Source organism: Aquidulcibacter sp. (assembly GCF_020253525.1).
In the GTDB taxonomy this organism is placed as follows: Bacteria; Pseudomonadota; Alphaproteobacteria; order Caulobacterales; family Aquidulcibacteraceae; genus Aquidulcibacter.
In genome coordinates, this window is sequence record NZ_JADCBK010000104.1 from 1 (window position 1) to 24,241 (window position 24,241).

Sequence of the window (24,241 nt, forward strand, 5' to 3'; positions counted from 1 at the left end):
CCATCCCGCGTACCTTGGCCATGGCCGTCTATGGCGACCTAGATGTCAGCCGCTTGGACGAGAAACCGCCGGGCCGCGCGCCGATCAAGACGATTGCCATGTCGCTCGACCGCCTCGACGAAGTGGCAGAAGCAGCCCGGCGCGCGATTGAAAAAGATGATCGCGTCTTCTGGGTCTGCCCCTTGGTAGAGGAGAGCGACAAGGTCGATGTGTCGGCGGCGAGCGAGCGGTTCCAAGACTTGCAAGCCATGTTTGGCGACAGCGTACGCCTGATCCATGGAAGGATGTCGTCGAAAGAAAAAGATGAGGCAATGGAGGATTTTCGCACCGGCATTGCGAAGATTCTGGTGGCCACCACCGTGATCGAAGTCGGCGTTGATGTGCCTGAGGCGAGCGTCATGGTGATCGAACATGCCGAACGCTTTGGTCTGGCCCAATTGCACCAACTTCGGGGCCGTGTCGGGCGGGGCGGCAAGCCCGGCCATTGCCTGTTGCTCTATGCCAACCCTTTGAGCGAGATGGGCGCACGGCGGATTTCGAAACTGCGTGAGACCGAGGACGGCTTTGCCATTGCCGAAGAAGATTTCAAGCTGCGCGGTGGGGGTGATCTCTTGGGCCTTCGCCAATCGGGTATCCCCGCCTTCAAATTGGCCGATGCAGCGCTGCACGCAGACTTGTTGGCCGTGGCACAGCGCGATGCGCGTGTACTGGTTGAAGCCGATCCCACTCTATCTAGCCCGCGCGGCCTCGCCGCCCGCTTGGCCCTACATCTCTTCGACCAGGTCGATCCCGAGGTATTTTTAGGGACGGGGTGAGGGTAGGGCTACAGCGCTGAGACGAGCTTCTCAGCCGCAATCAAATCGATCCGGCGCGCATTGGCGATTTTTTCTTCATCCGGGTCGCGGCCCCAGCGTTCAGCCTGCCAATCCTCCTCGACCCGGATCGCGCGGAAGGCGGTTTCGCCGTCAATATGGCGGTGAATAAGGGCAAGGGCGACAATGGCAGACCCTGCCAGCCCATTGGCAAAAGCAAGCGCGGTGAGGCGCAAGTCATCCAAGGCTTGGGCTGCTGCTTCAATGCGGGCAAGCGCCTCTGTAGGTTGTTCTATGGCAAGGGCTTGCGTGGTGGTGACAAGTTGGACCCCTAGGTGCGCCTCTGCCCAGTGAAGGAGCGGGTCCCAGGCCGCGGCTTGGGCGGCAACAAGGCTGGCAGGGGTTGTGGCGCGATAGCAAACAAGGTCTGTACCCGCATATTTGACGACTTCACCCACCATGGCGTGTCGGGTTTCGGCGGCCCGGTCCAGTGCGACATTGACCAGCCGTGTTACGGGCATGGCGAAGGGGTCAATCGTTTCGCTCTGCGCATCCCATTCGGCAGCGACCAAGCGGGCAGCGGCTTCTGTGGGCAAGATCAGCGGCTTCTTTGCGGGCGTTTTGGGCATAGCTTGGTCGAGACGGACGGCAAAGCCGGTCTCTACCGGGGCAATGTCAACGGCCTTGTAAAAGCGGCGGGAGAGGTTCGGGGTCTTCATGGCGGGTCCCTTACTGTGTTTGACGCAGACTGACCAGCAAGCAGCGGCAGAGTTTGACCCTGCCGTCAGCTAGATCACAAATTCCTGAACGCCCTGAGCCTTGACCACAGCTGCCCCTTCACGCCAATGCGAGCGCTTAAGGAACCTCCCCATGATTGCTAAGCTTCAGTCCATTCTTGAGTCCCGTTTGTTTGAATGGGTGATCACAGCCCTTATTCTGGTCAATGCGGTCATCTTGGGTCTGGAGACATCGCCCGCCATCATGGCGACTTGGGGCCCGGTTCTGATCGGGCTGGATCAGGCTTTGTTGAGCGTTTTTGTAGCAGAGCTTGGGCTGAAACTCATTGTCTATCGCGGCGGGTTTTTCAAATCAGGCTGGAACCTATTTGATTTTATCATCATCGCGATTGCCCTTGTTCCCGCATCTGGACCTTTGAGCGTGCTGCGGGCGCTGCGTGTCCTGCGGGTTTTGCGTCTCATCACCATTATCCCGAGCTTAAAGCGTGTGGTTGGGGCGATGCTATCGGCCTTGCCCGGCATGGGCTCGATCATCGTGCTTTTGGTTCTGGTTTTTTATGTCAGCGGTGTGATGGCGACAAAGTTGTTTTCGGCAACCGAGCCTGAAGCCTTTGGCGATCTGGGCCGCAGCCTTTACACCTTGTTCCAGCTGATGACGTTAGACGGGTGGTCGGGCGAGATTGTGAAGCCTGTCTTGGAGAACCATCCCTATGCGATGTTGTTCTTCCTGCCCTTCATTCTGTTCAGCGCCTTTGTCGTATTGAACCTGTTTATCGGGGTTGTCGTCGGGGCCATGCAGGATGAAGCCCAAGATGTGGTGGCTTCCGCGGCCTTGACCGCGCAAGCACGTGAAGAGGCCTTACTGAATGAAATGAGGGCGTTACGCAGCGAAGTTGAAGCCCTACGTGAGGCGATCAAGCGCCCCTAGACCAAGATTTGATGCCCCTTTAGGGCCTCTTCCAACTCGCCCATCTCATGGGCCACACGCAAGGCTCCGGCAGCGAGCATTTCCTCAGTCGTGCCAAAGCCCCATGAGACGCCGATCGCGGTGGTACCAGCGGCAACCGCCATGGCCATATCATGCTCGCTATCGCCAATCACTAAGGTCTGTTCTGGTTGGGCTCCAACAACGCGCATGTTTTCCAGCACCATATGGGGGTGTGGTTTGCCCGGACCGTCATCGGCACAGAAATGGGCTTGGAACAGATCAGCCCATGCGTGCTGTTCCAGCATCGCGTCCAGCCCGCGCCGCGATTTGCCCGTAGCAATGCCTAACACCCAATTGTCCGCAAGCAAGCTGCGTAACAGCGCATCGGACCCCTCATAGGCGGGTGAGCGGAAAGCCGGGTCCTGTCGCATCTGAAAAAAGGCGGTGCGATAGCTTTCAAGGATCAGCGTGCGCAGGCCATCATCGGCCTCTGGTGCTAATTGTTCAAGACCGACAGCTAAAGACAGCCCAATCACCCGCCGGGTCCGTTCAAACCCCGGTGGGGCGAGGCCAGCGCCGATAAAGGCCATGTCCATACAAGCGGTGATGATGGCACGGCTATCGACCAAAGTGCCATCAATATCAAAGACCGCGAAGCGAAAGGTCACGCGTCAACCCGGAAATGTTCAAACGGATCGCGACCTTCAAATTGTTGGAAGCCAAGGGCATCAAAGGCTTTCAGCATATGGGGGGGTAAGTCTGCCGTTACACTCAAAATCCCGCCTTTTGGATGTGGGATGCGGATGGCGCGGGCGTGAAGATGCAATTGCTCACTTAAGCCGCCAATGGGTTCGCGATCACACACATATTTCGGGTCACCCGCAATGGCATAGCCCATTTCGGCCATGTGAAAGCGCAATTGGTGGGTGCGGCCGGTCACGGGCTTTAAGGCGACCCAAGAGGCTTTCGTGCCGGCATTTGAGATGACGTGATAATCGGTGATGGCGAACACGGCATTGGGTTCCCCATGGGCCGCGCGGCGCATCAACTCATTATCTGGGTTCTTGGCGCTGCCTGCCTTTATCATCCAGCCGCGGACCTCGCCCGAGAGAGGGTGGGGCGTGCCGAGACAGATGGCCCAATAGACTTTGGTCGTTTTACGCCCGGCAAAGGCTTTTGATAATTTGGCCGTGGCAGCGGGATTGCGGCCGAAAATCAAAACGCCTGAGGTATCCTTATCCAAGCGATGGCAGAGCTTTGGCTTGCCATGCTCATCCACGGCAAAGATTTCCATCATTTTGTCGAGATGTTTGGTCATGCCGGTACCGCCCTGTACGGCAATGCCCGGTGGCTTGTTCAAGACAATGACGTCTTCATCCTCATGGATAACCATGTCGCGCAGCCAACGTTCATCCTCAGGGCTAAGGCGAACGCGGATAACGCCATCATCCTTCTTCTCTGGAATAACGATTTCCTGGGGCGCGGTGACATCCATACCCGGACTCAAGCGGTCGCCTGCCTTTTTGGCGCGCACGCCATCAATACGGATCTGACCCTTGCGGATCATTTGTTCAATCCGCCCTTGGGTGAGGGTGGTAAACTTGCGGCGCAGGAACCGATCGAGGCGAACTTCGCCGTCGGTTTCGCGAACGGGGAGGGTGATGGGAGACGACATGGCGCTCTCTTACCCGTTAAGCCGCCCAAGTGCCATGCCTGCAAACAGGGCGGCAATCGAGACCACAACAGAGGTTAGGCCATAAAGGCCTGCTTGGCCCCATTGGCCGCTCTCGATCATGCGGGCGCTTTCAAGAGAGAAGGCCGAAAATGTGGTAAAGCCGCCCAAAATGCCCGTGGCCAGAAACAGTCGCCAATTCTCTGCCCCGGCACCTAAAGTGCCACCCCGCATCAGATGGGCCATCACAAGGCCCATGGCAAAACTGCCAAGAATATTGACGCTCAAAGTGCCCCAAGGCCACGCCGTTCCCAGCCAGCGCGCGGCGGCCAGTCCAAATAGCCAGCGCGCAACAGCGCCCAGACCCCCACCCAGAAAAACCAAGAAAGCTTGCATCATCCCCCTTTATGCTGCTGGTGCGGGGCAAAAAACAAGCTTTGGATTATTGTTTTGGAATGCCGGGGCCATCATCACGCGGCAGGCATGACAAGCCAAACTGGGCTTGAGGCGTACCGGGCTTGCATAGGGGCAGCGGATTAGTCCCCAGCGGATAGCGGCTAGGTGCTGCATCTTTCGGCACAGGCACAGGCATGGGCTTTGCCTCTCGCGGTGAGCGACCTTCAATCGGGTCCCAATCTGGGCATTTGCCGTCGCGCTGGCGATTGATTTGCGCGCATTCGCTTGTCCGGGCCATTTTGGCAAGCAAACTGCCGCCGACGCCGGTCGGGAATTCGGTTTTTACCCCTGCTCCGCCGGGCCTGCGGGGCAAGACACCGCTTGGCCCGCCCGGCCCGCTTGCCGCTTGCGATCCAGCTTGGCCGCCACCGCCAGCGGCAGGCATACCGGCACCACCGGCAAAGGAGCCGCCCAGCGAGGTCACCCCGCCCGAACTTCCTGCCCCAGCCTGTGCGCTGGCTTGTGCCGCAGCACCACCACCGGCCGCACCGCCCGCCGCTGCCGCATTGCCACCCGCAGAAGCTGCAACCGCTTGTTCTTCCGGCACACGCAGATCAGAAGCTTTAATCTGCGGCACTTGAACCTTTGGCAGCGCAACAGCCGATTTTGGCAAAGCCAAGGGTGCGGCTTGGGTTGGCGTGGCTGTAATCGGGCGGTTCGGTAAGGTACGTAAATTGGGCGCAGCTGCAGGTGCGAGGCTTGGAATTGGGGCAGGCTGGAAGGGCGGTGGTTCCTCCTCTTCGACAGCATCTGGTACCCGCAGATTTTCGGGCGCTTGCACTTTGGGTGCAGCGGTCGTCTTCAACCTTTGTCCTTTGAGCTGTAGCGCCTCTACCGACGGCTGGGTCAGTACCGGTGCCGCTGGCCTTAAGGTAACCGGCTTTGGAAGTGGTGCAGGGATTGGCTTAAACGGAATTGGCGCGGCCTCTTCCATCGGCACGGGCGCAACATCTGGCTTCGGATTATTGGCTTGTGACAAAACAGCCGGTGCCTTGGGCGCTTCGGGCGCGACTTGTTTGGCTTGCGCTGGCGGTGGGGGTGGGGGCACGGGCGGGGTTGAAACCGGTGGTGCGGCTGCCTTTTCCACGGCGGGCGGGGCAGGGGGAGCCTCTACCGGCGGCTCCATCCGTTGTTGCGGCTGGTCAGGCAGTGGCACCACGGGGGCGGGATTAGCCACTAGGGGCGTGGGCGCTTCCTGTGCAGCTGGGCTCGTCTGCGGCAGCGTGACGATCTCAACATTTTCCAGCAAATTGGGTTCAAGGATTGGCCCCGTTGCCGTCAGAAGCAGGGCTGAAAGCACCAGGTGAACTGTCCCAACTGTCGCGACTGTCCAGAAATGGGGACGCGATGGCCCCAAATCTGAAATCACAATCGGTCCGAGATCGTTGGTACGCAAGCTGTTCCCTCGATTTGGCTTCCCAATGTTGCCTGAGATTTTGGGCAAAGGCGATTGGTCTGTTGCATGCCATTTAGCGTCAAATCGTTCACGTATCATGAGCGAAATCACAGCGCGTGGCGGACAACTTGCCCCATACGGACAAAACAGGACCGATTAAAGGCAATGGCGGCTTAGATCATGCGCGAATGCTGTAATGCCGCGCGCCAGAAACGGGCTACGATCTTGACCAAATCGACCTTACTGCCTAGCCCAGACAAGCTACGGGCAGGGGGAAAAGATGCGTGTATTGCTGGTAGGCTCTGGTGGGCGGGAACATGCTCTCGCTTTGGCCCTAAGTAACAGCCCTTCGGTGACTTTTTTGCTGGTTGCGCCCGGCAATCCCGGCATTGCGGAAGTCACCCGCATTGCGCCCATTGGCGCTGAAGATGTTCCAGCGCTGGTAAATCTTGCCGTGTCAGAACGGATCGATCTGGTGGTGGTGGGCCCAGAAGTAGCCCTTGCTGCGGGGATTGCCGATGCTTTGGCCCAAAAGAATATTGCCTGCTTTGGCCCAACCAAAGCCGCGGCGCAATTGGAAAGCTCTAAAGCCTTCACCAAGACCCTTTGCGAGGCAAAGGCTATTCCTACGGCTGCCTTTGCTACTTTTGATTCTGCGGAAGCCGCTGTCGCCTATCTCGACACCATAGAAGCCCCTTATGTGATCAAGGCCGATGGTTTGGCCGCTGGCAAAGGGGTTGTCATTGCTCCCGACAGGCTCAGCGCGAAGGAGGCCATTCACGAGATGTTTGACGGCCGGTTTGGTAGTGCGGGTGCTCGTTTGGTCATTGAGGAATTCATGACGGGCGAAGAAGTATCTTTCTTTGCCCTCTGTGACGGGAAAAACGCGATTTATCTGGGCTCTGCCCAAGACCATAAGCGCGCCTTTGATGGCGAGCGCGGACCCAATACGGGCGGGATGGGGGCCTATTCGCCGACCAGTCATGCGACGCCTGCCTTTGTCCAAGACATTATGGCCCGTTTCATTGAGCCGACGCTGGCAGCTATGACCAAACTCGGTATGCCGTTTTGCGGTGTGCTTTATGCTGGGCTGATGTTGACACCAACAGGACCGAAGCTTGTGGAATATAATGCCCGCTTTGGCGATCCAGAATGTCAGGTTCTGATGGCCCGCTTTGAAGGCGATTTAGCACGCCTCTTGATGGCCTGCGCACAGGGCAATTTGGAATCCGCCCCGTCTTTCCGCCTATCAGACCAGACCGCGGCTTTGGTGGTGATGGCCGCACAAGGCTATCCGGATGACCCAATCAAGGGCTCTGAAATCCGCGGCGAAATGGGCGCAAAGGCAGTCCCGAACGGGGTCTTGCTCCATGCAGGAACGCGGCGCGATGAGGATGGCAAATTGCGCGCCGCAGGCGGGCGGGTTCTCAATGCCATCGGGCTTGGACCCACGCTGCAGCAGGCCGTTGATAGCGCTTATCACGTCGTGGACGCGATCGATTGGCCGATGGGCTTTCATCGCCGCGATATTGGCTGGCGCGAACTCACTCGCAATCGATAGGGGCAGAAGCACGGGCACATGGGCTTGGGGCTGGAAAAAAGCCTTCCCCTGTGCAGCAAGCAGGTTAAAGTTCGTCAGAACAACAATAATGACTTAGGGAGCCATCATCATGAGCGACGCTGAATCGGAAATCTTCAGTGGCACCAAGCCTGTTGATCCACGCTATAAGTTGGATGAGGTGACGCTTCACGCTTGGATGGAAGCTCATGTCGACGGCTTTTCTGGGCCGATGGAAATTCGCCAATTCAAAGGCGGTCAATCAAACCCAACCTATCAGATTGTCACGCCCAAGCAGAATTATGTGTTGCGGCGCAAGCCACCGGGCAAACTCTTGCCATCGGCCCATGCGGTGGACCGTGAGTTTCGGGTGATTTCGGCGCTTTATCCCACGGGCTTTCCGGTCGCCAAGCCATTTGGTTTGTGCATGGATGAAAGCGTGATTGGCACGATTTTCTACATCATGGATTCGGTGGACGGCCGCATTTTGTGGGATGGCTCTCTGCCCGATAGCAGCCCCGCAGAGCGGACGGCGATTTATGAGGCTAAGATTGCGACGTTAGCGGCCTTGCATGCGACCGATTATAAGGCCGTCGGCTTAGAAGATTTTGGCAAGGCAGGGTCTTATTTTGCCCGCCAGATCAGCCGCTGGACCAAGCAATATCAGCTGTCGGAAACCGTCAAAATCCCTGAAATGGACCGTTTGATTGAGTGGTTGCCGACCAGTGTCCCCGATGGTGAGACTACCAGCATTGTGCATGGCGATTTTCGTCTGGATAACATGATCCTGCATCCGACTGAACCACGGGTGTTGGCGGTGTTGGATTGGGAATTGTCGACTTTGGGTGATCCCTTGGGCGACTTCACCTATCATTTGATGAATTGGGTCATGCCATCCGGCCAGCGTTCAGGGCTTGCCGGGCTTGACCTTGAAGCGCTGGGCATCCCTTCGATGGAGCGCTATATTGAGCTTTATTGTCAGGGAACTGGCCGGAAGGGCATTGAGAATATCGACTGGTATTTTGCCTATAATATGTTCCGTCTTGCTGGGATCATTCAGGGCATTGTCGGCCGGGTTCGTGACGGGACAGCCGCAAGTGCCCATGCCCAAGATAATGCAGATCGCGTACGACCTTTGGCCTTGGCGGCTTATGGCTTTGCGCTCAAGGCCGGCATGACGCCTTAAGTTACGACAAAGACTTTAGGGTGGCACCTGTGCTATTTGGTTCCAAAATGCGAGGAATTTCAAGTTTTCGTCATCTGGTTAAACCTTATTTTATTGAATGGGATTTAGCCTCCTGCCCAATGTAATTTGGGTGTGTGATGTCGTCTGTCCGAAAATTGACTGAATCGAAGGCGCAGGACTTCGCCAATAAGCGTATCTTGTTGGTGGATGACCACACCCATGTCCGTTCCATTTTCACAAGCATTCTCAATGGTCTGGGTATGTTCCGGCTATCGACAGCGGATCGGTCAGACCGTGCCTTATCAACCCTTCAATCTGAGCCGATTGATCTGGTCATCACCGACTTCAATATGCCCGGATTGTCTGGAATTGGCTTGGCCCAGCGTATCCGCCAAGAAGTCCGGTCAAAGAATCCGCGCTTTAATCCTTCCATCCCCATCATCATGATCACCAGCTTTGGCACGAAGAAGTGTTTGATTGCTGCGCGCGATGCTGGGGTGGATGAGTTTTTGGCAAAGCCATTTACGACCTTGGGTGTTGCTGAACGCATTGATTCTGCGGTGAATATGCAGCGCCCCTTCATCGTGTCAGACAATTATATTGGACCCTGCCGCCGCCGCAAAATTGATCCTATTTTGTCGGGTTTGAAACGGCGCGAGGCAGACCGCATTGCTGTCGTCCATGAGTTCGATATTGAGCGCAATTTGATGCAGGGCGATGCACAAATTCTCATTGATATCGCAGGTTATGACGCCACCGAAGAAACCTCGACCGAGGCCATTACCCGGATCGGTGAAATCACCGCCGTGCGGGCACACAAAATTCGCGACGGTTTGTTGGAGCGTGCGGCCATGTCGCTTCTAAAATATGTTGCTCTGGCGACGGCGCAAGGCAAGCTTGAAGCCGATATGGTCGAGATGCATGGCTATGCGGTCAAGCAATTGCTTGATCTGGCGGGCAAAGATCTCAATCTCTCCAATCAGGTGGTGGATTCTCTTGAACGCGCGGTGGCCAAGCGCACGCGCCTGCGCGACGTCGCCTAAACGCGGGCGCACGCCAAAGCTTTACCCAACAGGGCAAATCCGCATTTGAATTTGGCATTGCCCAAAAATGGGTTAGAGCGTGTTGTCATGACACTGAGCATTTTGACCCGGCAGGCCAAGGGGCCGCAAATTCTGGCGCAGCCCACGGCCGAAGCCATCGCTGCGCCCGATGTTATTTGGATCGATCTTTTGGCTCCCACGCGCGAAGAGGAGCGCTTGGTTGAGCAAGCCTTTGGCATTGATGCGCCGTCTGAAACCGAACGCGCGGCCTTAGAAGAATCGGCGCGCTTTTATCTTGAAAATGACGTGATGGTTTTGCACGGCACGGTGGTCGCACGCGCCAGACCAGAAGCCGAAGCCGAACTACCCTCAAAGCTCCCGCCTATCGCCCATAAACGTGAAATCGTGAGTTTCTTTCTGACCAAGACCGCGCTGATCACGGTGCGCACCTGCCCTTTGCGTGCGTTTGAAGCCAATGAGGGGCGCGCGTCGGCCGATTTGGCTGATGTCGAGACGGGGCCTGAAGTCTTGCTCGCCCTAATTGAAAGCTTGGTCGAGCGGGTCGCAGATTTCTTGAGTGCCAGCGCGCAGGAATTAGAAGACCTCAATCTTCGTGTCTTGGTCAGTCGTCGCACCATCCGCCTTGAAACGATTCTAAAGCGCCTCGGCCAATTGGGGGCAGGGGTCAGCCAATCGCGCGATTCCCTTTCAAGCTTGTCGCGTTTGGCCCGCTTTGTTCTCGCCCATGGAGCAGCTTGGAAAGTGCCCAAAGAGCGTTTGAGCCTTTTGGCGACAGATGTGGAGACGCTGCAGCGTCAGGCCGAGGCCTTGACCAATGATTTGACCTTCTTCCTCGACGCGACTTTAGGCCTTGTCAGCGCGCGGCAAAACGAGACCCTCAAGGCCATGGCGGTTGTGACCTTGTTGTTTGCGCCACCCACGCTGTTGGCCTCGGCCTTCGGCATGAATTTTGAGCATATGACGGTTTTTGCCGACCCCTATGGGCCGTTCTGGGCGGCGGGTTTGATGGTGGCCTCGTCGGTCGTGATTTTCTCAATCGCGCGCTTGGGCAAGTGGCTCTAGGCAGCCGCGCCGCCCGCCCTCAAAGCCAGCTTGGGACTTCAGACTCAAGGCCTGCCAACTCATCAAGATCGGTCCAAGTGTAGCCGACGACTGGGATTTGCCAGCCCTGCATCGAGTCGCGTTTGTCGCCGGCGATCTCGCCCCCGATGGATTCATAAAAGGCACGCGCCTTTTCGTTGCCCTTTACCACCCAGAGACCGCCGCTAAAGAGACCGCGCATCAAAAGCCAACGTGAGCATGCCAACATCAAAGCCCGGCCGAGGCCGCGCCCTTGATGCGACGCCTTCACATAAATCTGGTGGATTTCCCCGTCGCCCAAGATTTCGGCGGCTTGACCGGAAGCCGCGCCACAGGTTGCATAGCCCAAAGCCTTACCGTCTTCGGTTTCTGCAACGAAGATGCCATGGTCCAAGTCGCCATCTTGGCGAATAAGCTCAGCCCGCCAGGTCCGATAAAGCCGAGGTAAAGCCAAGCCATCCAAGACAGGTGTTGGCAACAGCCCAGAATAGGTTTCACGCCACGTGATTTGCTGCAATTCAGCAATCGCTGGGGCATCACTTTGTTCGGCGCGGCGGATCATCAAGCTCATAGAAACAAGGTGGCGGAAATCTGAAAAAGCGCAAGCCTCGCTTCTGCAATCATGCCATGCTTGGCGCCCACTAGGGTGTAACCATCCTATAGGCGGTCGCGTACTGCTTGCTGGAGGGGCGATTTTGACACCAGACGAAACCCAATTGCACGCATGGATGCTGGGCGCTCAAGCTGGCGATCCAGTCGCAACGCGCCGCCTTTTGGATGGATTAGCACCCCGTCTTCGGGCCTTTTTCCGCAATAAAGGGGCAAGGCCTGAAGATGCAGAAGACTTGGTACAAGAGACCTTGATCGCCATTTATACCAAGCGGGCTATGTTCGATCCCGACCAGAAGCTTCTGGCCTGGACTTATGCGATAGCGCGCTACCGCATGATCGACCGTTGGCGGCGCACCGGCAAGCGCGGGCTTGATCTGCCGATTGAGGATTATGAGCATGCCTTGGCCGCTGAAGAAACTGAAGCAGGCGATCCCAGTCGCGACATTGCCCGCTTGTTGGGCGATCTGCCAGAGAAACAAAGGACCTCTATTGAGCTGGTCAAACTGAAGGAATTAAGCATTGCCGAAGCATCCGCTCAAACGGGGTGGAGCGCATCGGACATTAAAATATCCATCCATCGCGGTCTGAAGACGCTGATGCGTCTGGTTGGGACTTCAGCGACAGGAGACTTATCATGACGACCGATGAATTGATTGCGGCCTTGGCACGCACACCCGAGGCAGCGACCCCCAATCGCCTCTATCGCCGCATCGCTTTTGCGCTGGTGCTTGGCCTGGTACTGGGTTTGGTGTTGGTCCGGATGTTTATGGGCTTTCGCCCCGATATTGGCGTTGCGGCCCCTATGGTGGCCATGAAAGCGGGTTTTTCAGCCTTGATCGCCACCTTCGCCGGCGGCTTAGCCCTGCGTCTGGCAAAGCCAATCGGGCAAGACAAGGGTACGATGGCCCGTTTGGTCAGTCCCTTTATCTTGGTTGTCACGGCTGCCATCGCCATTGGCGTGATCACCTTGATGGCGACAGAGCCTGGGCACCGATTTGCCGCTTTCACAGGCGGCGGGTTTCCGTGGTGCATCATCCTGATCCCCATATGCGGTTTGCCAGCGGCTTTGCTTTTGGTTTGGGCCATGCGTGAGGCAGCACCAACCCGATTGGCCTTGGCCGGTGCCGCGATTGGGGCGCTATCGGGCGGGGTTGGAGCCATGGTTTATGCCATGTTCTGCTCGGTCGACTCGGTTTCCTTTGTCACCATTTGGTATGTGGTGGGGATCGGTCTTGCCTCAGCTTTAGGGGCTTTGGTAGGCGTTCGGCTCTTGCGGTGGTGAAGGCCTATCGACCCAGCCTTAAGGCGTGATCAATCGGGCTTGAATGGCCTCTGCAATCGCCATGGCATCGCGGATGGGCTCATAAGACCAATGTGTCAGATTGCCATTGAACCAACGTGCTGCGCCGCGTTCAATGAAGGCAGCGTGCAAGCGGTCGAACTTTGGATCGCCACCTTCTAGCTTGATCAGATGCATCGGAATGCCAAAGAAGGCGACATCTGTCATCATATTGGTTGAATCCTCGGTGACGAGGGCAACTTGGGCTTGCGCCAACCAAGCCAAATAGGGATTAGGCCCATCTCGCGCTTCATTGGCAAAGAAGTCCGCGCCCGATGTAAAGGCAAAGGCGCGGAACAAATCCTCGGCATGTTTGGGGGTGCGCCGAGAGGTGGTGATCATCAGATGCACGTCTTGATGGGCCAGCCTTTGCAACTCTGCAACAATCGCATGGGCCCGCGCGAGGCTAAGCTGGTGGCGTTTGGACGTGCCGCCAAGGATCACCATGACGCGCTTTTTACTTGGATGACGAAGTTCTGGAATTTGTCCAAGGGCCGTTTCGATTTGCTTTTGGGTATACCAAACAGGTGCGCCCAATGTGGTGATAACATTATCGCCGCGCAGCGCGTCATGCTGGGGCGGGGCAACCAAATCAAAGCGCTTGGGATTTACGCGTGGATCTTGCACTTGCACCACAAGGCTTTGTCCGCGGCTCCACTTTTTCATCCGCAAAGAATAAGGGATAGAGCGGCGGCCATTGGCGATCCACACATCGGGCCAAGGTGCCTGTAGGCGGGCGGCTTGTTCAACAGGAAGGGCAGCTTTTGGCATCAGCCAAAGACTGGGTGGCAGGTTTACTTGGAACCCTCTGGGTTGCAGGCGAAGGATTTTGATCCGGGTTGGCACCCGTTCGCTCAGCGCATGGGCAACGGCTAAGGTCTGGCGCTCGATACCGGCCCGCCCATCGGACACGCACCAGACTGAGACTTCATGACCTTCCATGCGTCCGCTCTCCGAATTTACGCCCTGCGCGATAGATTGACCTATCGCGCTCACGGGCAGCTTTGCCGTATACGGATGCTAACGGGTCGCTACCCAAGCGTACTAAAGCCGATTCGCGTGGCTTCGTTCCATAAGATTGCCAGCATAAAGCGATAACAACTGGATCAGGCGGTCGCGCGGGGCTTCTTCAAAGATTCGAAAGCCGGGGTTTTGGGCGGCGGCCAGCATTTCCTTATCCCCCCGCGTATCGCCATAAGCGGCCACTAAAGGGGCCTTGTTGAAGGCCAAACGAATGGCGGCAAGCTTGCCCGGGCCCCAACAATTATCCCCCCTCAATCTGCCAGTCAGCCGCCCATCGAGGATTTCCACTTCGGTAGCCAAGACATGATCGACCCCCAACTCTTGTGCCCAAACCAAGAGATAATCGCGCAACGAGGCTGAAACCAACGCCACTTGATCGCGGACACCTTGATGGGCACGCAGGCGCGCCACGCCGTCGGGTCTGGCAATAATGGGGTAAATCTTCTGGGCAAAGGTTTGGCACCGGGCCAAATAATCCTCTGCCGTCATGCCAGCCAGAAACAGGCGCAGGGTTTGTTCTTTGACTGCGCTGCGGGGCAGGGCCCCCAAGCGATAGGCTAAAAACGTCGGGACAAGCCGGATCATCTTCACCGCAAAGCCAAAGCGGCCAGCGACAAAGCGCAAAAACAACAAATAGGAATCGGCCCAAGTCAGCGTGCCATCAACATCAAAGGCCGCGACAGGACGCTCCTCTTTTTGGGGACTGGCGGCGGGTTTCGGCTCGATCATGGACCATCCTTTAGACAGATTTCTGCCCATCCTGCCAGTCAACAGACACATCTTCAGGCCAAAGCGCACAGTTGCTGCAGGTCTGCCTGCAAACCATGTCTTGCCAGAGCCGCCTTTGGCCCTTAAACACCGCGCCCTTGACCAACTTGCAGCAGGGTTTGCAAGGCGCACCGGAGGGGTGGCAGAGTGGTCGAATGCGGCGGTCTCGAAAACCGTTATAGGTGCAAGCCTATCGAGGGTTCGAATCCCTCCTCCTCCGCCACTTTTCTTCAATCCAGATCAATTCGTCGTATCTGATCCAGACGATGTCTCGGGCACCACCAAGCGATAGCCGATGCCGGGTTCATTGCGGATGAGTGTGGGTCTGGATGGATTAGGCTCAAGCTTTTGGCGGAGAGCGCGCACAGCTACGCGCAGATATTCCACATCGGTCTCATGGGCTGGGCCCCAAACCTCGCGCAGCACTTGGGCATGGGTGATCACCCGGCCTGCGTGGCGGGCCAAGAGTTCAAGAACGCCATATTCCTTGGGCGCGAAATGCACGTCTTCTGAACCACGCAGCACCCTTCGTGCATCGAGGTCGAGGGTGGTGCTGCCTAAATGGACGATGCCTCCTTTGCCGGTTTGTGGCATGCGGGCGCGTAAGGCTGCCCGTAACCGCGCCAGCAATTCATCGGTGTCAAACGGTTTGACGACATAGTCGGCAGCGCCCAGATCGAGAGCGGCAATCTTTTCAGTCACCGTATCACGGGCCGAGACAACGATCACCGCAATGCCCAGATCGGCAAATTGTTTGACAAGTTCGATCCCGTCGCGGTCGGGCAGACCTAGATCAATCAGGGCCGCTTCCGGGGTAGTATGTCGTGCCAGATGGATTGCCTCCCGGCCTGTTGTGGCAGTTGCCACCCGATAACCACCCCTCTCCACCGCCGCGCAGAGGAGACGCAAAATCTGGGCTTCATCTTCAACAATCAAGATGCGTGGCGTCATGCCAATTTGGTCCTGTCGGAAAAGTCGATGGCAAATATTGTGCCCGTTTTGTCGGTTCGGTTAGCGATACTTACCCGATGGCCAAGCGCGCGGGCAAAGGAATCTACAACCGAAAGCCCCACACCCGACCCGGGCGCACGATCGCTATGATGACCTCGTTTAAACAAACCAAACAGGTCTGCCACATCCTCGCCAATGCCCGGTCCTTCGTCCATAACCGAGAGGCGCGCTCCCCCGTCCAACGGATGAGCCAGCACCTGAATCGAGGTTGTTTCAGGGCTATATTTTCCGGCATTCTCTAACAGGTTCAACACAATATGGTGCAGCATGATGGGATCGCTTTGGATCAGGGGCGTGTCTTCGGCGATCGTCACTTCAATACGATCACGGATCGCCTGCGGCAAAGCACCGATCGCTGCATCAATCGTGTCGGTCAAATCCATGGAAGAGACTTCCGGCAAAGCGTCGCTGGCCTGAAGCCGGGCGAGTTCGAGCAGATTGTCGAGGGTCCTTTCCAGCCGTAGGGCATCTGCCCTGATTGGATTGATGACCTCAGGGTCGTGATAGCTGATACTTTCAAGACCGGCCCGCAAGGTGGTCATGGGGGTGCGAAGATCATGGCCGATGGAGGCGAAAATCGCCCGGCGCATCGCCTCGGATTCGGTCCGGCGCGTATCTGCTTCTATCCGCGCCGCCAATTCAAGTCGGTCGAGGGCATCTGCTGCCTCGTCGATCATGTCTCTCGCATGAGCCAGTCTCGAAAGCTGGGGGGCTGACCCTTCCAACCTTGCTAACAGGGCGCGACGGCCAGCATGCGCTGCAACATAGACTGAAGAGGCATCTGAAAACAGAGGCAGGCCACGACCTGCCATCTCGCTATGGGCGAGGGCCCAGCGCGCAGCAGCTTCATCTTGGCTTGAAGAAAGGCGAAGGTCGCCAATTGTTTCAACAAGGCTTACCCCACGCTGCGTGCTTGCTTCCAGTGCCTTTGCGGCCACCTCCAGCACCTGTTCGCGTGTACTTGCCGCCAAAAGCTGCTGTGTCATGGCCGAAAAAATCGCACTATCGGCGGCATCTTGGCGAGCCCGCTCGCCGGCTTCGGCAAGCCGTGCTGCAACCGAAGCGGTTACAAAGGCCACCAACGCATAGACGCCCAAGGTCAACAGGTCCCCAGATTTGGCGATGGCAAAGGTCAGCCGCGGTTCTAGTGCCACAAAGTTGAAGACCGCCCCCGCCAAAACGGCCAGCCCCAGGCCTGCCATACGCCCCCCGCCCGAAGCTGCAATAACAACTGGTACCAAAAGAAGCAGGGCGAAATTGGCGGTCCCAAAGTTTGGCCAGTTTATGCCAGCCCAGCCCAGCACCAGGGTCACGACCAAAGCTAGGCCCAGCGAAATCGTTTGTTCGGTGGTTTTGGTTCTGGCGTCAGGCATGATCACACCCGCACGCGCGAACCCAGCTCAACAACGCGGTCTGGTGGAATCTGGAAGAAGGCAGTTGGGTCGGCGGCATTGCGATGCAGGAAACTATAGATGATCGCTTGCCACAAGGGGAGGCCGACTTCCGCACTCGGGGCTAAGGAGTTGCGACTTACGAAGAAGGAGGTGCCCTTAGGATGGATGGGAATCCGTCCGTCTCGGTGCAAGTCCGTCGGCACATCGGGGCTTTCCATATAGCCGTAGCACAAGGTTGCGCGCAGAAAGCGATCATTCAAGCGCTCCATCGAAAGCCGCTCGGATGGCGGTACATGGGGCTGGGTGGAGGTGCGCACAGTAAGAAGAATATTCTCGTCATGCAGCACTTGGTTATGTTTGAGATTATGCAGCAGGGCTGCCGGTGCATTTTCGGGGTCGGCGGTCAGAAAAACCGCGGTTCCCTGGGCAATCGGGATTGGGCTTTTTGCGAGAGTTGGCACCAAGTCGACAATCTTGACTGTCTCGCGCGTGGCTTGAACAGCAAGGAAAGCTTTCCCGCGAACCCAAATGCCGATCAGTCCGGCAATTAGGAGGCCAACCGCCAACGGAACCCATCCCCCTTCAATAACCCGCAAGATGTTGGCACCGAAGAAAAACAGGTCGAGCGCCAGAAGTGGACCGACAACCATAATGCTCGTGAAAATCGACCACTTCCATAATTTCCATACCACGACAAAGGCTAGCATCGTGGTGACAACCATGGTTCCCGTTACCGCAATCCCGTAAGCCGCAGCCATTTTGGAAGACGTCTGGAAGCTCAGAATGAGGATGAGGACGCCCAAGGCCAGAAGCCAATTCATCGCAGGCAAGTAGATTTGGCCCGATTGGCTGGCGCTTGTCTGCCGGATGGTCAGGCGCGGCAAGAGGCCCAGCGAGATCGCTTGCTGGGTCAAGGAAAATGCGCCGGTAATGACCGCTTGGCTTGCAATGATGGTGGCTAAGGTTGCTATGCCCACCATAGCCAAGCGAAACCATTCTGGTGTCATCAGGAAGAACCAGTCAGAGGCTTGTAAGCTTTGGCCTTGCGAGGCGGCGGCTTCAAACTGGTTCAGTGCAAATGCCCCTTGGCCAAAATAGTTCAACGTGAGTGCTGGAAAGACAAGCAGATACCAGCCAAGCTGTATCGGGAAACGGCCAAAATGGCCCATATCTGCCGTCAAGGCTTCAGCGCCCGTCACGGTCAGAAATACGGCCCCCATCACCAACAAACCTACTTTGCCATGGGTCAGCAGGAATTCTATCCCGTAGGCGGGGTTGATTGCGGAGAAAATTTCAGGGGTATCCAAGGTGTTGATCAGGCCTACTGTGCCGATCGCCACAAACCAAATCGCACAAATGGGGCCGAACCAAACCGCCACAGCTGCTGTGCCCGACGATTGGATGGCAAAAAGCCCAACGAGTAAACCGATGGCGAGAGTTAGGATCAACTCGTGGCTCAAATAAGGGGCAACGGCGGGAACCGATTTCAAGCCTTCTACGGCCGACAAAACCGACAGGGCCGGGGTTAAGATGGCGTCGCCGTAAAACAATGCCGCCCCAATCGCGCCTAGTAGCGTGACGATCGCCCATTTGCCCTGTGTGGCGCGCTGGGCCAGCGCCATCAAAGAAAGGACCCCACCCTCGCCATGATTGTCGGCCCGCATCAAGAAGCTGATGTATTTCACCGTTACAACCAAAATGAGCGTCCACAAGGCAAGGCTTAAGACGCCAAAAATCTCGGCTTGCGAAATCCCGCCCCCGGCTGCTTGGGTGAGGGCCTCGCGATAGGCATAAAGCGGGCTGGTCCCGATATCGCCATAGACCACCCCGATGGCGCCAAGGGTGAGAATGGCGGTCTGATTGCGACGGGATGGGTGGGGTGTGTCTTGGGTTGGGGCGCGACTGGTTAGCATGAAGGGTCTCCACTGTCCGTCGCAGGGCAGACCACAGATCGGCGTAAAGCTTCCATATGAAAGCCCGGCATTGGCATAAGGAAAGTATAAAGTTCGGGCCGCTTGCCCTATCGGCATCCACCCTAGCCACGCGCTGATACCGTGGCGGATGGGGTGTATTTGGCTGCAGATGCGCCATTTTTTTTGAGCTGGAATAACGCGTGGCCAGTATCTGCAGCGGCCCCATTTACATTATAGGTAATTACCTATAAATAACCCTCGAAAGAGGTGCCCATGACCTATGTCGCTGCCAATCAAGATCCGTTCAAGGCGATTGCCGATCCCAATCGGCGGCGCATGCTGGATCTGATGTTCGAGGAATCCCGCACGGTTGGGTCATTGGCAGAGGCTTTGGGGATTTCCCAGCCTGCTGCGTCCCAACATATGCAAGTCTTGAGACTGGCTGGCTTAGTGGATGAGCGGGTGGAGGGCCGGCGTACCTTTTATTCGGTACGGGCTGTAGAGCTTCGAACCGTCGCCGATTGGATTGCCAAATACGAAGCTTTCTGGACCGAGAAACTCGACACCCTCGAAACGCATTTGGCCCGCATGAAGAATTGAAGCTTTAGAAAAATCGGGAGTCTTCCAACAGATGAAGGACATTGTCATTAGCCGGACTTTAGCCTTTCCCCGCGCGATGGTGTGGGCGGCTTTAACATCAAGCGACCATTTGGCTGCTTGGTTGATGCCCAATGATTTCAGACCGATCCCAAACCACGCCTTTACATTCAAGACCGATCCGGCACCGGGTTTTGATGGGACCGTGCACTGTACCGTGCTGGAAATCATCGAGCCTGAGCGTTTGAAGTTTAGTTGGCGGGGCGGGGGGATAGATACGGTCGTCACCTTTGAGTTGAGGGAAAAAGGCAAGGAAACCCAATTGACCTTAAGCCATGCAGGCTTTGCAGGCCTATCAAACCTTATCCCTCGGGTGGCCTTGGGCTTTGGCTGGAAGGATTTGCTATCGAAAAAACTACCCGCCTATCTCAGCGCACACTTTCCCAAATAAGGATTGCATCTCATGGCCCTAAGTCCTGATGAAATGGATGCCGCTGTGTTGCGCAATTTGGCCGAGCGCAGCGGACTGACTTTGGTAGACTGGATCACCCGGCTTGAGGCTTCTGGCCCATTTGCCAAGCCCGCTGAAGCCGTTGCCTGGCTCAAAACCCAACATGGGCTTGGCCATGTCACCGCGCAAATCCTTGTACGTAAATGGAAAAATCGCGACAGACCGACAGAAGATGACAGGTCCATCGAGACGATCTTGGGCCTCGATGGGGCGGTGGTGTTCGACCAGCTTGTTCAGGCCTTGCGCCAATCGATCCCGACCTTAGTAGTAATGCCGCGCAAGACCTATGTCGGGCTTGGGACGGGGCGGCAATTCGCCGTGGCGGTCCGCCCTAAATCAGGTGCGGCACAGCTTTGGATTGGCCTCATCGCGCAAGATAAGGCACAAGCGCCCTTGCCAAAGGCACCCAAGCTTGGTGGGAGTGATCGGTTCATCCATTTGCTGGAAGTTGAGTCTCGGTCTGATCTTGCTGGCAGTCTCGCCCATTTGCGGGCTGCCGCTGGCGTGAGCATTTAGAGGCTGATTTGACTTAACTATTTGATATTTAAATTAAAAACAGGGCCTAATTGTCAGGCGAAATCACTTTGCTACAGAGCGCGCTCAAGCTGAGGAGCGCGCGACATGATGAAGCTAGCATTTTGGATCATTGGCGGTTTAGCAGGCCTTGCGGCTTTGATTGTTGTGGTGGGGCTTTTGTTGCCAGCTACCCGCACGGGGCAAGTTGATCGTGTGGTCGAGGCCACGCCTGCCCAATTGAAAGCTGTTATTCTCGATAAAGCCAGTCAGCCATATTGGCGGCCAGACCTTGCGAAAGTCGAGGTTCAATCTGCCACCACTTGGACCGAAACCACCCGAAGGGGTGAGGTTATCACCTTTGAATTGACGGCCCAGACCGAACAAATCCTTCAGATGCGCTTTAAGAGCAGCTATGGCTATCATGGCCAATGGGAGGGCCGCTTGGTGCCAACGCCATCGGGCGGCACGCACATCTTTGTGACCGAACAAGCCACGACGCCCTCGCCAATTGGTCGTATTATGAGCCGCCTATTTTTCGACCCCAAGGCCTTTGCCCAAGCCTATCTTGATGCCTTAGTACAGGAAACCACGCGTCGTAGCCCGCGAGATGCCTCATGACAGCTAAACCCAAAAAGCCAACCGACTGGCGCAAGCGCTTTGACAAAGCCAAACCGCCCAAAACCCTCGTGCTGCATACCGACTTTGCCGGCATCAAGATGGGCACGACCATGTATATCGGCTCGCCCGGGACGATTGCCAATTATATCTCGGCCATTCCCCCGGGTGAGGTGCGCAGCATTGAGCGGATGCGCAATGAGCTGGCGCGCAAAAACGCGGCCCAAGCCACCTGTCCAGTGACTACCGCCATCTATCTCAAAGTGGTTGCCGAAGTGGCGCTTGCCGAGTTGAGCGAGGGGAAGGCCACAACCGAGGTCGTGCCCTTTTGGCGGGTGATAGAGCCTGGAAGCAAGATCGCCAAAAAGCTCAGCTGTGACAGCCAAGTGATTGAACATTATCGCTTGTTAGAGCGCACAGATCCCGCCTAAACGCCTCTAATCGGCACCGACCACACCGCGGGAGTCAAAGACAAAGCAGCCGCCTTCAAACAGGCTTTCTTCCTTGGGCACTTGTTCCATATAGGCCAAGATGCCGCCCTTGAGGTGATAGACGTTCTCAAAACCTTCTGCCAGCAGATAGGCAGAGGCCTTCTCGCAGCGAATACCGCCCGTGCAATACATGGCGACCTTTTTGTCGCGGGCAGGGTCGAGATTGTCTTCGGCCCATTTTTTAAAGGCGGTGAAGGTGCGGATTTTGGGATCAATCGCGCCTTTAAAAATGCCTTCCTCGGTCTCATAGGCATTGCGCGTATCAACCAGCACAATGTCTGGATCGGCGATCAACGCATTCCAGTCCGATGGCGCAATATAGGTGCCCACGACTTGGCGCGGGTCTGCCTTGGGTGCGCGCAGCGTGACGATCTCACGCTTAAGGCGCACTTTCATACGCACAAAGGGATTTTTGTCTTCCTGCGCATATTTGATCTCGGCGTCCTTGAAGCGGCCGGAAAAGATGGGATCATTTTCCAGATAGGTGACGAATTGGTCGATCCCGTCAGGCGGGCCTGCAATCGTGCCGTTGATGCCTTCAGGCGCGATCAATAACGTGCCCATAATCCCCAATTGCTTGGTCGTCGCCAACAAATCCACCCGCAAGACCTCAAAGTCCGGGCAATCGGCAAACTTATACAGGGCGCAAATCTTGGCAGTCATGGCAGGCCCATAGCAAACCAGCGCCCACATGGGCACCCCCTCCGTGCAGATGGGGGTTTTGGAGTGCCAAGCTTGGGAATTGGCTGCCGGCTTTGCGCCCGAGGTTGCCGTTTGGGGGGGGGCGGTTGCTTGGAAGCGGACATTTATGAGACGGAAGAATGCTAGGAACGATGAGCATTAAACGGGTACAACAAAATATGTCGCGGGTTTCAATCAGCCAGTTCACACTTTTAGAACTCGAACCACTTCAGGTTTTGCTTGACGGCAATGCCGGCCAACGCTGGATTGCAGTCGACTGCCGATCCGGAAAGGAAAGTCGTGTCTCAAGTTGAAAAAGAATTGTCGTCAACGACGCACCAGGAGATTAAGGGTTTCTGTGCAGTCGGCGATAGACTCGCCGAGGTCGGTGAGTACGACGAAGCTATCGCCGAATATAACAAGGCTTGGGCGTTAGTTCCGGAGCCAAAGAACAGCTGGAACGCATCAACTTGGGTGCTGGCTGCTATTGCAGATGCATGTTTTCTTGCCGGGTACAAAACTTCTGCACGAGAAGCGCTGCAGTTTGCGATGACTTGTCCGGGTGCCGTCGGCAATCCTTTCCTTCATCTTCGGTTTGGGGAAGTGCTTTTGGATGCCGGTGAAGACGACGCTGCTGCCGACGAACTTATACGCGCCTACATGGGTGCGGGCAAAGAAATTTTTGCTACTGAGGAACCTAGATACCTTGCTTTTTTAAAGAGTCGCACCACCCTCTAATGGTATAGTTTAGCCTTGGTTCCGCTAGGCGCTCGGAGGACAATGCGTATTCGAGTGGAGTGAGCGACTTTGTTTGCTGCGGACTGGGTTATGGTTTTTCACTTAGACTGCCTTTGCCGCAGGCTCTGCCTTGGCAAAGGCCGTGTTCGAGTTTGGTCGTGCAAGATGAGGCGTCAAGGGGTACGCTTCGCGCGTCGGCGAAGCCGATAAACCCCTTGACCCCGCATCTTGCGCAGAGACACTTGTCGGGCGGCTTCAAGGCAAGCGAAGCGACGCAATGAACCGTTCTAAGTGCTTTGGCTAAGGCCCAGCATCGACGAACTCAGGATTTGCTTGACCATGGTGCAATCCATTTCTGGAATGCACCCTTGTTACTTCGATCTGTGTCATAAGGAAGTCGGGCGGGACCCTGAGGCAAACGAAGCCATTCCAAGCCCCCCCCCGCGCTTGACAATCGCCCGCGTCGCCCATCCAATTCCGGCCCAACCTAAGCCTTGCCCAAGCCAAACCGAAAGACGCGTGCATATGGATGAGCGGACACACCACATGCTGACGTCTCCGGCAGCGCCCTTGCTGTTGCGCATGGCGACGCCGAATGCGCTTGCCTTTGCCATTCAGTCGTCGGTGAGTTTGGCGGAGGTTTGGATCATTGGCCAATTGGGGACGAGTGCTTTGGCCAGTATCGCTTTGGCATTTCCGCTTTTGATGCTGATCCAAACCATGTCGGGCGGGGCAGCCGGTGGGGCGGTCACCTCAGCCATTGCGCGCGCCTTGGGGGCTGGTGACCGCGAGCGGGCCCAACAATTGATTTGGCATGCTTTGGCCGTGGCCGCCGCGGGGGCAGGGTTGTTTCTCCTGCTCTTTTCCCTCTTTGGCCGACCGTTGATCGCCTTTCTGGGTGGGCGTGGGCAAATTTTGGAACAGGCAGTTGCCTATTGCAGCGTGATATTCTGGGGCGGATTGTTTCTCTGGCTGGTGAGTGTGGTGGGTGCGGTGTTTCGCGGCATGGGCGACATGAAATTACCGGCTGTTTTGATGGTCGCCAGCGCGTTTCTGCAAGTGCCACTGACGGCGGTTCTGGTGTTGGGCCTGTTTGGTTTGCCGCAATTGGGCATTGTTGGCGCGGCTTATTCAGCCGTGATC

The 24,241-nt window shown here is 56.6% G+C and carries 27 protein-coding genes and 1 tRNA gene; 16 read left to right on the forward strand and 12 right to left on the reverse strand.

Annotation, left to right across the window (positions count from 1 at the left end; translation table 11 throughout):
• A partial coding sequence (locus tag IOB61_RS12275; RefSeq protein ID WP_290817069.1) for a helicase-related protein occupies positions 1–815 on the forward strand: 815 nt, incomplete at its 5' end.
• Positions 816–823: 8 nt separating this feature from the next.
• On the opposite strand, the gene IOB61_RS12280 is transcribed toward IOB61_RS12275, so the two are convergent.
• A complete protein-coding gene (locus IOB61_RS12280; protein WP_290817072.1) occupies positions 824–1,531 on the reverse strand; it encodes an ATP12 family chaperone protein in 708 nt (235 codons plus the stop codon).
• Positions 1,532–1,682: 151 nt separating this feature from the next.
• On the opposite strand from IOB61_RS12280, the gene IOB61_RS12285 reads away from it, so the two are divergent.
• The gene (locus IOB61_RS12285; protein WP_290817075.1) at positions 1,683–2,477 is read left to right on the forward strand and encodes an ion transporter; all 795 of its coding nucleotides are present in this window, start codon (positions 1,683–1,685) and stop codon (positions 2,475–2,477) included.
• On the opposite strand, the gene IOB61_RS12290 is transcribed toward IOB61_RS12285, so the two are convergent.
• From IOB61_RS12290 to IOB61_RS12305, 4 genes are read right to left on the reverse strand one after another with little or no spacing between them, the layout of a single operon-like run.
• Positions 2,474–3,145: an HAD-IA family hydrolase gene (locus tag IOB61_RS12290; RefSeq protein ID WP_290817078.1), complete on the reverse strand. Its 672-nt coding sequence runs from the start codon at positions 3,143–3,145 to the stop codon at positions 2,474–2,476. The genes IOB61_RS12285 and IOB61_RS12290 overlap by 4 nt on opposite strands.
• Complete coding sequence (locus IOB61_RS12295) at positions 3,142–4,152, reverse strand: RluA family pseudouridine synthase (RefSeq protein ID WP_290817081.1); 1,011 nt, start codon at positions 4,150–4,152, stop codon at positions 3,142–3,144. The genes IOB61_RS12290 and IOB61_RS12295 overlap by 4 nt, the downstream gene beginning before the upstream one ends.
• A 9-nt stretch (positions 4,153–4,161) precedes the next feature.
• Positions 4,162–4,548, reverse strand: a complete 387-nt coding sequence (gene crcB, locus IOB61_RS12300) for a fluoride efflux transporter CrcB (RefSeq protein WP_290817084.1) — start codon at positions 4,546–4,548, stop codon at positions 4,162–4,164.
• Positions 4,549–4,591: 43 nt separating this feature from the next.
• Entirely contained in the window at positions 4,592–6,001 is a 1,410-nt protein-coding gene (locus IOB61_RS12305) for a hypothetical protein (protein ID WP_290817087.1), read from the reverse strand.
• A 280-nt stretch (positions 6,002–6,281) separates the two neighbouring features.
• Here IOB61_RS12305 and purD point away from each other — a divergent pair, with 280 nt between their 5' ends.
• The 4 genes from purD to IOB61_RS12325 all read left to right on the forward strand — a co-directional run bounded on the left by purD (position 6,282) and on the right by IOB61_RS12325 (position 10,871).
• Complete coding sequence (gene purD, locus IOB61_RS12310) at positions 6,282–7,562, forward strand: phosphoribosylamine--glycine ligase (RefSeq protein WP_290817090.1); 1,281 nt, start codon at positions 6,282–6,284, stop codon at positions 7,560–7,562.
• A gap of 109 nt (positions 7,563–7,671) precedes the next feature.
• Positions 7,672–8,745, forward strand: coding sequence for a phosphotransferase family protein (locus IOB61_RS12315; protein ID WP_290817093.1), 1,074 nt, complete (start codon positions 7,672–7,674; stop codon positions 8,743–8,745).
• Positions 8,746–8,882: 137 nt separating this feature from the next.
• Entirely contained in the window at positions 8,883–9,788 is a 906-nt protein-coding gene (locus IOB61_RS12320; protein WP_290817096.1) for a response regulator, read from the forward strand.
• A gap of 87 nt (positions 9,789–9,875) precedes the next feature.
• Positions 9,876–10,871, forward strand: coding sequence for a CorA family divalent cation transporter (locus tag IOB61_RS12325; protein WP_290817099.1), 996 nt, complete (start codon positions 9,876–9,878; stop codon positions 10,869–10,871).
• A gap of 19 nt (positions 10,872–10,890) precedes the next feature.
• Here IOB61_RS12325 and IOB61_RS12330 read toward each other — a convergent pair whose 3' ends face one another.
• Positions 10,891–11,451, reverse strand: a complete 561-nt coding sequence (locus tag IOB61_RS12330; protein ID WP_290817102.1) for a GNAT family N-acetyltransferase — start codon at positions 11,449–11,451, stop codon at positions 10,891–10,893.
• 133 nt (positions 11,452–11,584) lie between these two features.
• Between IOB61_RS12330 and IOB61_RS12335 the strand changes: the two genes are divergently transcribed.
• Positions 11,585–12,139: a sigma-70 family RNA polymerase sigma factor gene (locus tag IOB61_RS12335; RefSeq protein WP_290817105.1), complete on the forward strand. Its 555-nt coding sequence runs from the start codon at positions 11,585–11,587 to the stop codon at positions 12,137–12,139.
• Positions 12,136–12,783, forward strand: a complete 648-nt coding sequence (locus tag IOB61_RS12340) for a DUF1109 domain-containing protein (protein WP_290817108.1) — start codon at positions 12,136–12,138, stop codon at positions 12,781–12,783. Before IOB61_RS12335 ends, IOB61_RS12340 begins: the two co-directional genes overlap by 4 nt.
• Positions 12,784–12,801: 18 nt before the next feature.
• Here IOB61_RS12340 and IOB61_RS12345 read toward each other — a convergent pair whose 3' ends face one another.
• Positions 12,802–13,782: a mitochondrial fission ELM1 family protein gene (locus IOB61_RS12345; RefSeq protein WP_290817110.1), complete on the reverse strand. Its 981-nt coding sequence runs from the start codon at positions 13,780–13,782 to the stop codon at positions 12,802–12,804.
• A 102-nt stretch (positions 13,783–13,884) separates the two neighbouring features.
• Positions 13,885–14,592 carry an HAD-IB family hydrolase gene (locus IOB61_RS12350; RefSeq protein WP_290817112.1) on the reverse strand — a complete coding sequence of 236 codons (708 nt, stop codon included), beginning with the start codon at positions 14,590–14,592 and terminating at the stop codon, positions 13,885–13,887.
• 172 nt (positions 14,593–14,764) lie between these two features.
• Between IOB61_RS12350 and IOB61_RS12355 the strand changes: the two genes are divergently transcribed.
• Positions 14,765–14,854 (forward strand) — tRNA-Ser (locus IOB61_RS12355).
• Positions 14,855–14,871: 17 nt separating this feature from the next.
• On the opposite strand, the gene IOB61_RS12360 is transcribed toward IOB61_RS12355, so the two are convergent.
• Genes IOB61_RS12360 through IOB61_RS12370 form a run of 3 tightly spaced genes read right to left on the reverse strand, consistent with a single transcriptional unit; the run spans position 14,872 to position 18,949 of the window.
• Complete coding sequence (locus IOB61_RS12360) at positions 14,872–15,582, reverse strand: response regulator transcription factor (RefSeq protein WP_290817114.1); 711 nt, start codon at positions 15,580–15,582, stop codon at positions 14,872–14,874.
• Complete coding sequence (locus IOB61_RS12365; protein WP_290817117.1) at positions 15,579–17,015, reverse strand: ATP-binding protein; 1,437 nt, start codon at positions 17,013–17,015, stop codon at positions 15,579–15,581. Before IOB61_RS12365 ends, IOB61_RS12360 begins: the two co-directional genes overlap by 4 nt.
• Before the next feature lie 2 nt (positions 17,016–17,017).
• Positions 17,018–18,949, reverse strand: a complete 1,932-nt coding sequence (locus IOB61_RS12370; RefSeq protein ID WP_290817119.1) for a potassium transporter Kup — start codon at positions 18,947–18,949, stop codon at positions 17,018–17,020.
• A 273-nt stretch (positions 18,950–19,222) separates the two neighbouring features.
• On the opposite strand from IOB61_RS12370, the gene IOB61_RS12375 reads away from it, so the two are divergent.
• The 5 genes from IOB61_RS12375 (at position 19,223) to IOB61_RS12395 (ending at position 21,619) form a co-directional block, all read left to right on the forward strand.
• Positions 19,223–19,549, forward strand: a complete 327-nt coding sequence (locus IOB61_RS12375) for a helix-turn-helix transcriptional regulator (protein WP_290817121.1) — start codon at positions 19,223–19,225, stop codon at positions 19,547–19,549.
• 31 nt (positions 19,550–19,580) lie between these two features.
• On the forward strand, positions 19,581–19,997 hold the full coding sequence (locus tag IOB61_RS12380; RefSeq protein WP_290817123.1) for an SRPBCC domain-containing protein: 417 nt from the start codon (positions 19,581–19,583) through the stop codon (positions 19,995–19,997).
• Between the two features lie 12 nt (positions 19,998–20,009).
• On the forward strand, positions 20,010–20,573 hold the full coding sequence (locus tag IOB61_RS12385; protein ID WP_290817125.1) for a DUF4287 domain-containing protein: 564 nt from the start codon (positions 20,010–20,012) through the stop codon (positions 20,571–20,573).
• A 105-nt stretch (positions 20,574–20,678) separates the two neighbouring features.
• On the forward strand, positions 20,679–21,191 hold the full coding sequence (locus tag IOB61_RS12390; RefSeq protein WP_290817128.1) for a hypothetical protein: 513 nt from the start codon (positions 20,679–20,681) through the stop codon (positions 21,189–21,191).
• Entirely contained in the window at positions 21,188–21,619 is a 432-nt protein-coding gene (locus IOB61_RS12395; RefSeq protein WP_290817131.1) for an MGMT family protein, read from the forward strand. Before IOB61_RS12390 ends, IOB61_RS12395 begins: the two co-directional genes overlap by 4 nt.
• Positions 21,620–21,625: 6 nt before the next feature.
• Here the strand turns inward: IOB61_RS12395 and IOB61_RS12400 are convergent, their stop codons facing one another.
• On the reverse strand, positions 21,626–22,342 hold the full coding sequence (locus IOB61_RS12400; protein ID WP_290817134.1) for a rhodanese-related sulfurtransferase: 717 nt from the start codon (positions 22,340–22,342) through the stop codon (positions 21,626–21,628).
• A gap of 318 nt (positions 22,343–22,660) precedes the next feature.
• Between IOB61_RS12400 and IOB61_RS12405 the strand changes: the two genes are divergently transcribed.
• Together IOB61_RS12405 and IOB61_RS12410 are read left to right on the forward strand one after the other, a co-directional pair.
• Positions 22,661–23,098: a hypothetical protein gene (locus IOB61_RS12405; protein ID WP_290817137.1), complete on the forward strand. Its 438-nt coding sequence runs from the start codon at positions 22,661–22,663 to the stop codon at positions 23,096–23,098.
• A 525-nt stretch (positions 23,099–23,623) separates the two neighbouring features.
• Positions 23,624–24,241: MATE family efflux transporter (locus tag IOB61_RS12410; RefSeq protein ID WP_290817140.1), on the forward strand; the 618-nt coding region annotated here is incomplete at its 3' end.

Bases quoted from the DNA above. Each gene is read 5' to 3' on its own strand.
- IOB61_RS12280 (WP_290817072.1), bottom strand. From the start codon at position 1,531: ATGAAGACCCCGAACCTCTCCCGCCGCTTTTACAAGGCCGTTGACATT.
- IOB61_RS12285 (WP_290817075.1), top strand. From the start codon at position 1,683: ATGATTGCTAAGCTTCAGTCCATTCTTGAGTCCCGTTTGTTTGAATGG.
- IOB61_RS12295 (WP_290817081.1), bottom strand. From the start codon at position 4,152: ATGTCGTCTCCCATCACCCTCCCCGTTCGCGAAACCGACGGCGAAGTT.
- crcB (WP_290817084.1), bottom strand. From the start codon at position 4,548: ATGATGCAAGCTTTCTTGGTTTTTCTGGGTGGGGGTCTGGGCGCTGTT.
- purD (WP_290817090.1), top strand. From the start codon at position 6,282: ATGCGTGTATTGCTGGTAGGCTCTGGTGGGCGGGAACATGCTCTCGCT.
- IOB61_RS12315 (WP_290817093.1), top strand. From the start codon at position 7,672: ATGAGCGACGCTGAATCGGAAATCTTCAGTGGCACCAAGCCTGTTGAT.
- IOB61_RS12320 (WP_290817096.1), top strand. From the start codon at position 8,883: ATGTCGTCTGTCCGAAAATTGACTGAATCGAAGGCGCAGGACTTCGCC.
- IOB61_RS12325 (WP_290817099.1), top strand. From the start codon at position 9,876: ATGACACTGAGCATTTTGACCCGGCAGGCCAAGGGGCCGCAAATTCTG.
- IOB61_RS12330 (WP_290817102.1), bottom strand. From the start codon at position 11,451: ATGATCCGCCGCGCCGAACAAAGTGATGCCCCAGCGATTGCTGAATTG.
- IOB61_RS12340 (WP_290817108.1), top strand. From the start codon at position 12,136: ATGACGACCGATGAATTGATTGCGGCCTTGGCACGCACACCCGAGGCA.
- IOB61_RS12345 (WP_290817110.1), bottom strand. From the start codon at position 13,782: ATGGAAGGTCATGAAGTCTCAGTCTGGTGCGTGTCCGATGGGCGGGCC.
- IOB61_RS12350 (WP_290817112.1), bottom strand. From the start codon at position 14,592: ATGATCGAGCCGAAACCCGCCGCCAGTCCCCAAAAAGAGGAGCGTCCT.
- IOB61_RS12360 (WP_290817114.1), bottom strand. From the start codon at position 15,582: ATGACGCCACGCATCTTGATTGTTGAAGATGAAGCCCAGATTTTGCGT.
- IOB61_RS12365 (WP_290817117.1), bottom strand. From the start codon at position 17,015: ATGCCTGACGCCAGAACCAAAACCACCGAACAAACGATTTCGCTGGGC.
- IOB61_RS12370 (WP_290817119.1), bottom strand. From the start codon at position 18,949: ATGCTAACCAGTCGCGCCCCAACCCAAGACACACCCCACCCATCCCGT.
- IOB61_RS12375 (WP_290817121.1), top strand. From the start codon at position 19,223: ATGACCTATGTCGCTGCCAATCAAGATCCGTTCAAGGCGATTGCCGAT.
- IOB61_RS12380 (WP_290817123.1), top strand. From the start codon at position 19,581: ATGAAGGACATTGTCATTAGCCGGACTTTAGCCTTTCCCCGCGCGATG.
- IOB61_RS12385 (WP_290817125.1), top strand. From the start codon at position 20,010: ATGGCCCTAAGTCCTGATGAAATGGATGCCGCTGTGTTGCGCAATTTG.
- IOB61_RS12390 (WP_290817128.1), top strand. From the start codon at position 20,679: ATGATGAAGCTAGCATTTTGGATCATTGGCGGTTTAGCAGGCCTTGCG.
- IOB61_RS12395 (WP_290817131.1), top strand. From the start codon at position 21,188: ATGACAGCTAAACCCAAAAAGCCAACCGACTGGCGCAAGCGCTTTGAC.
- IOB61_RS12400 (WP_290817134.1), bottom strand. From the start codon at position 22,342: ATGACTGCCAAGATTTGCGCCCTGTATAAGTTTGCCGATTGCCCGGAC.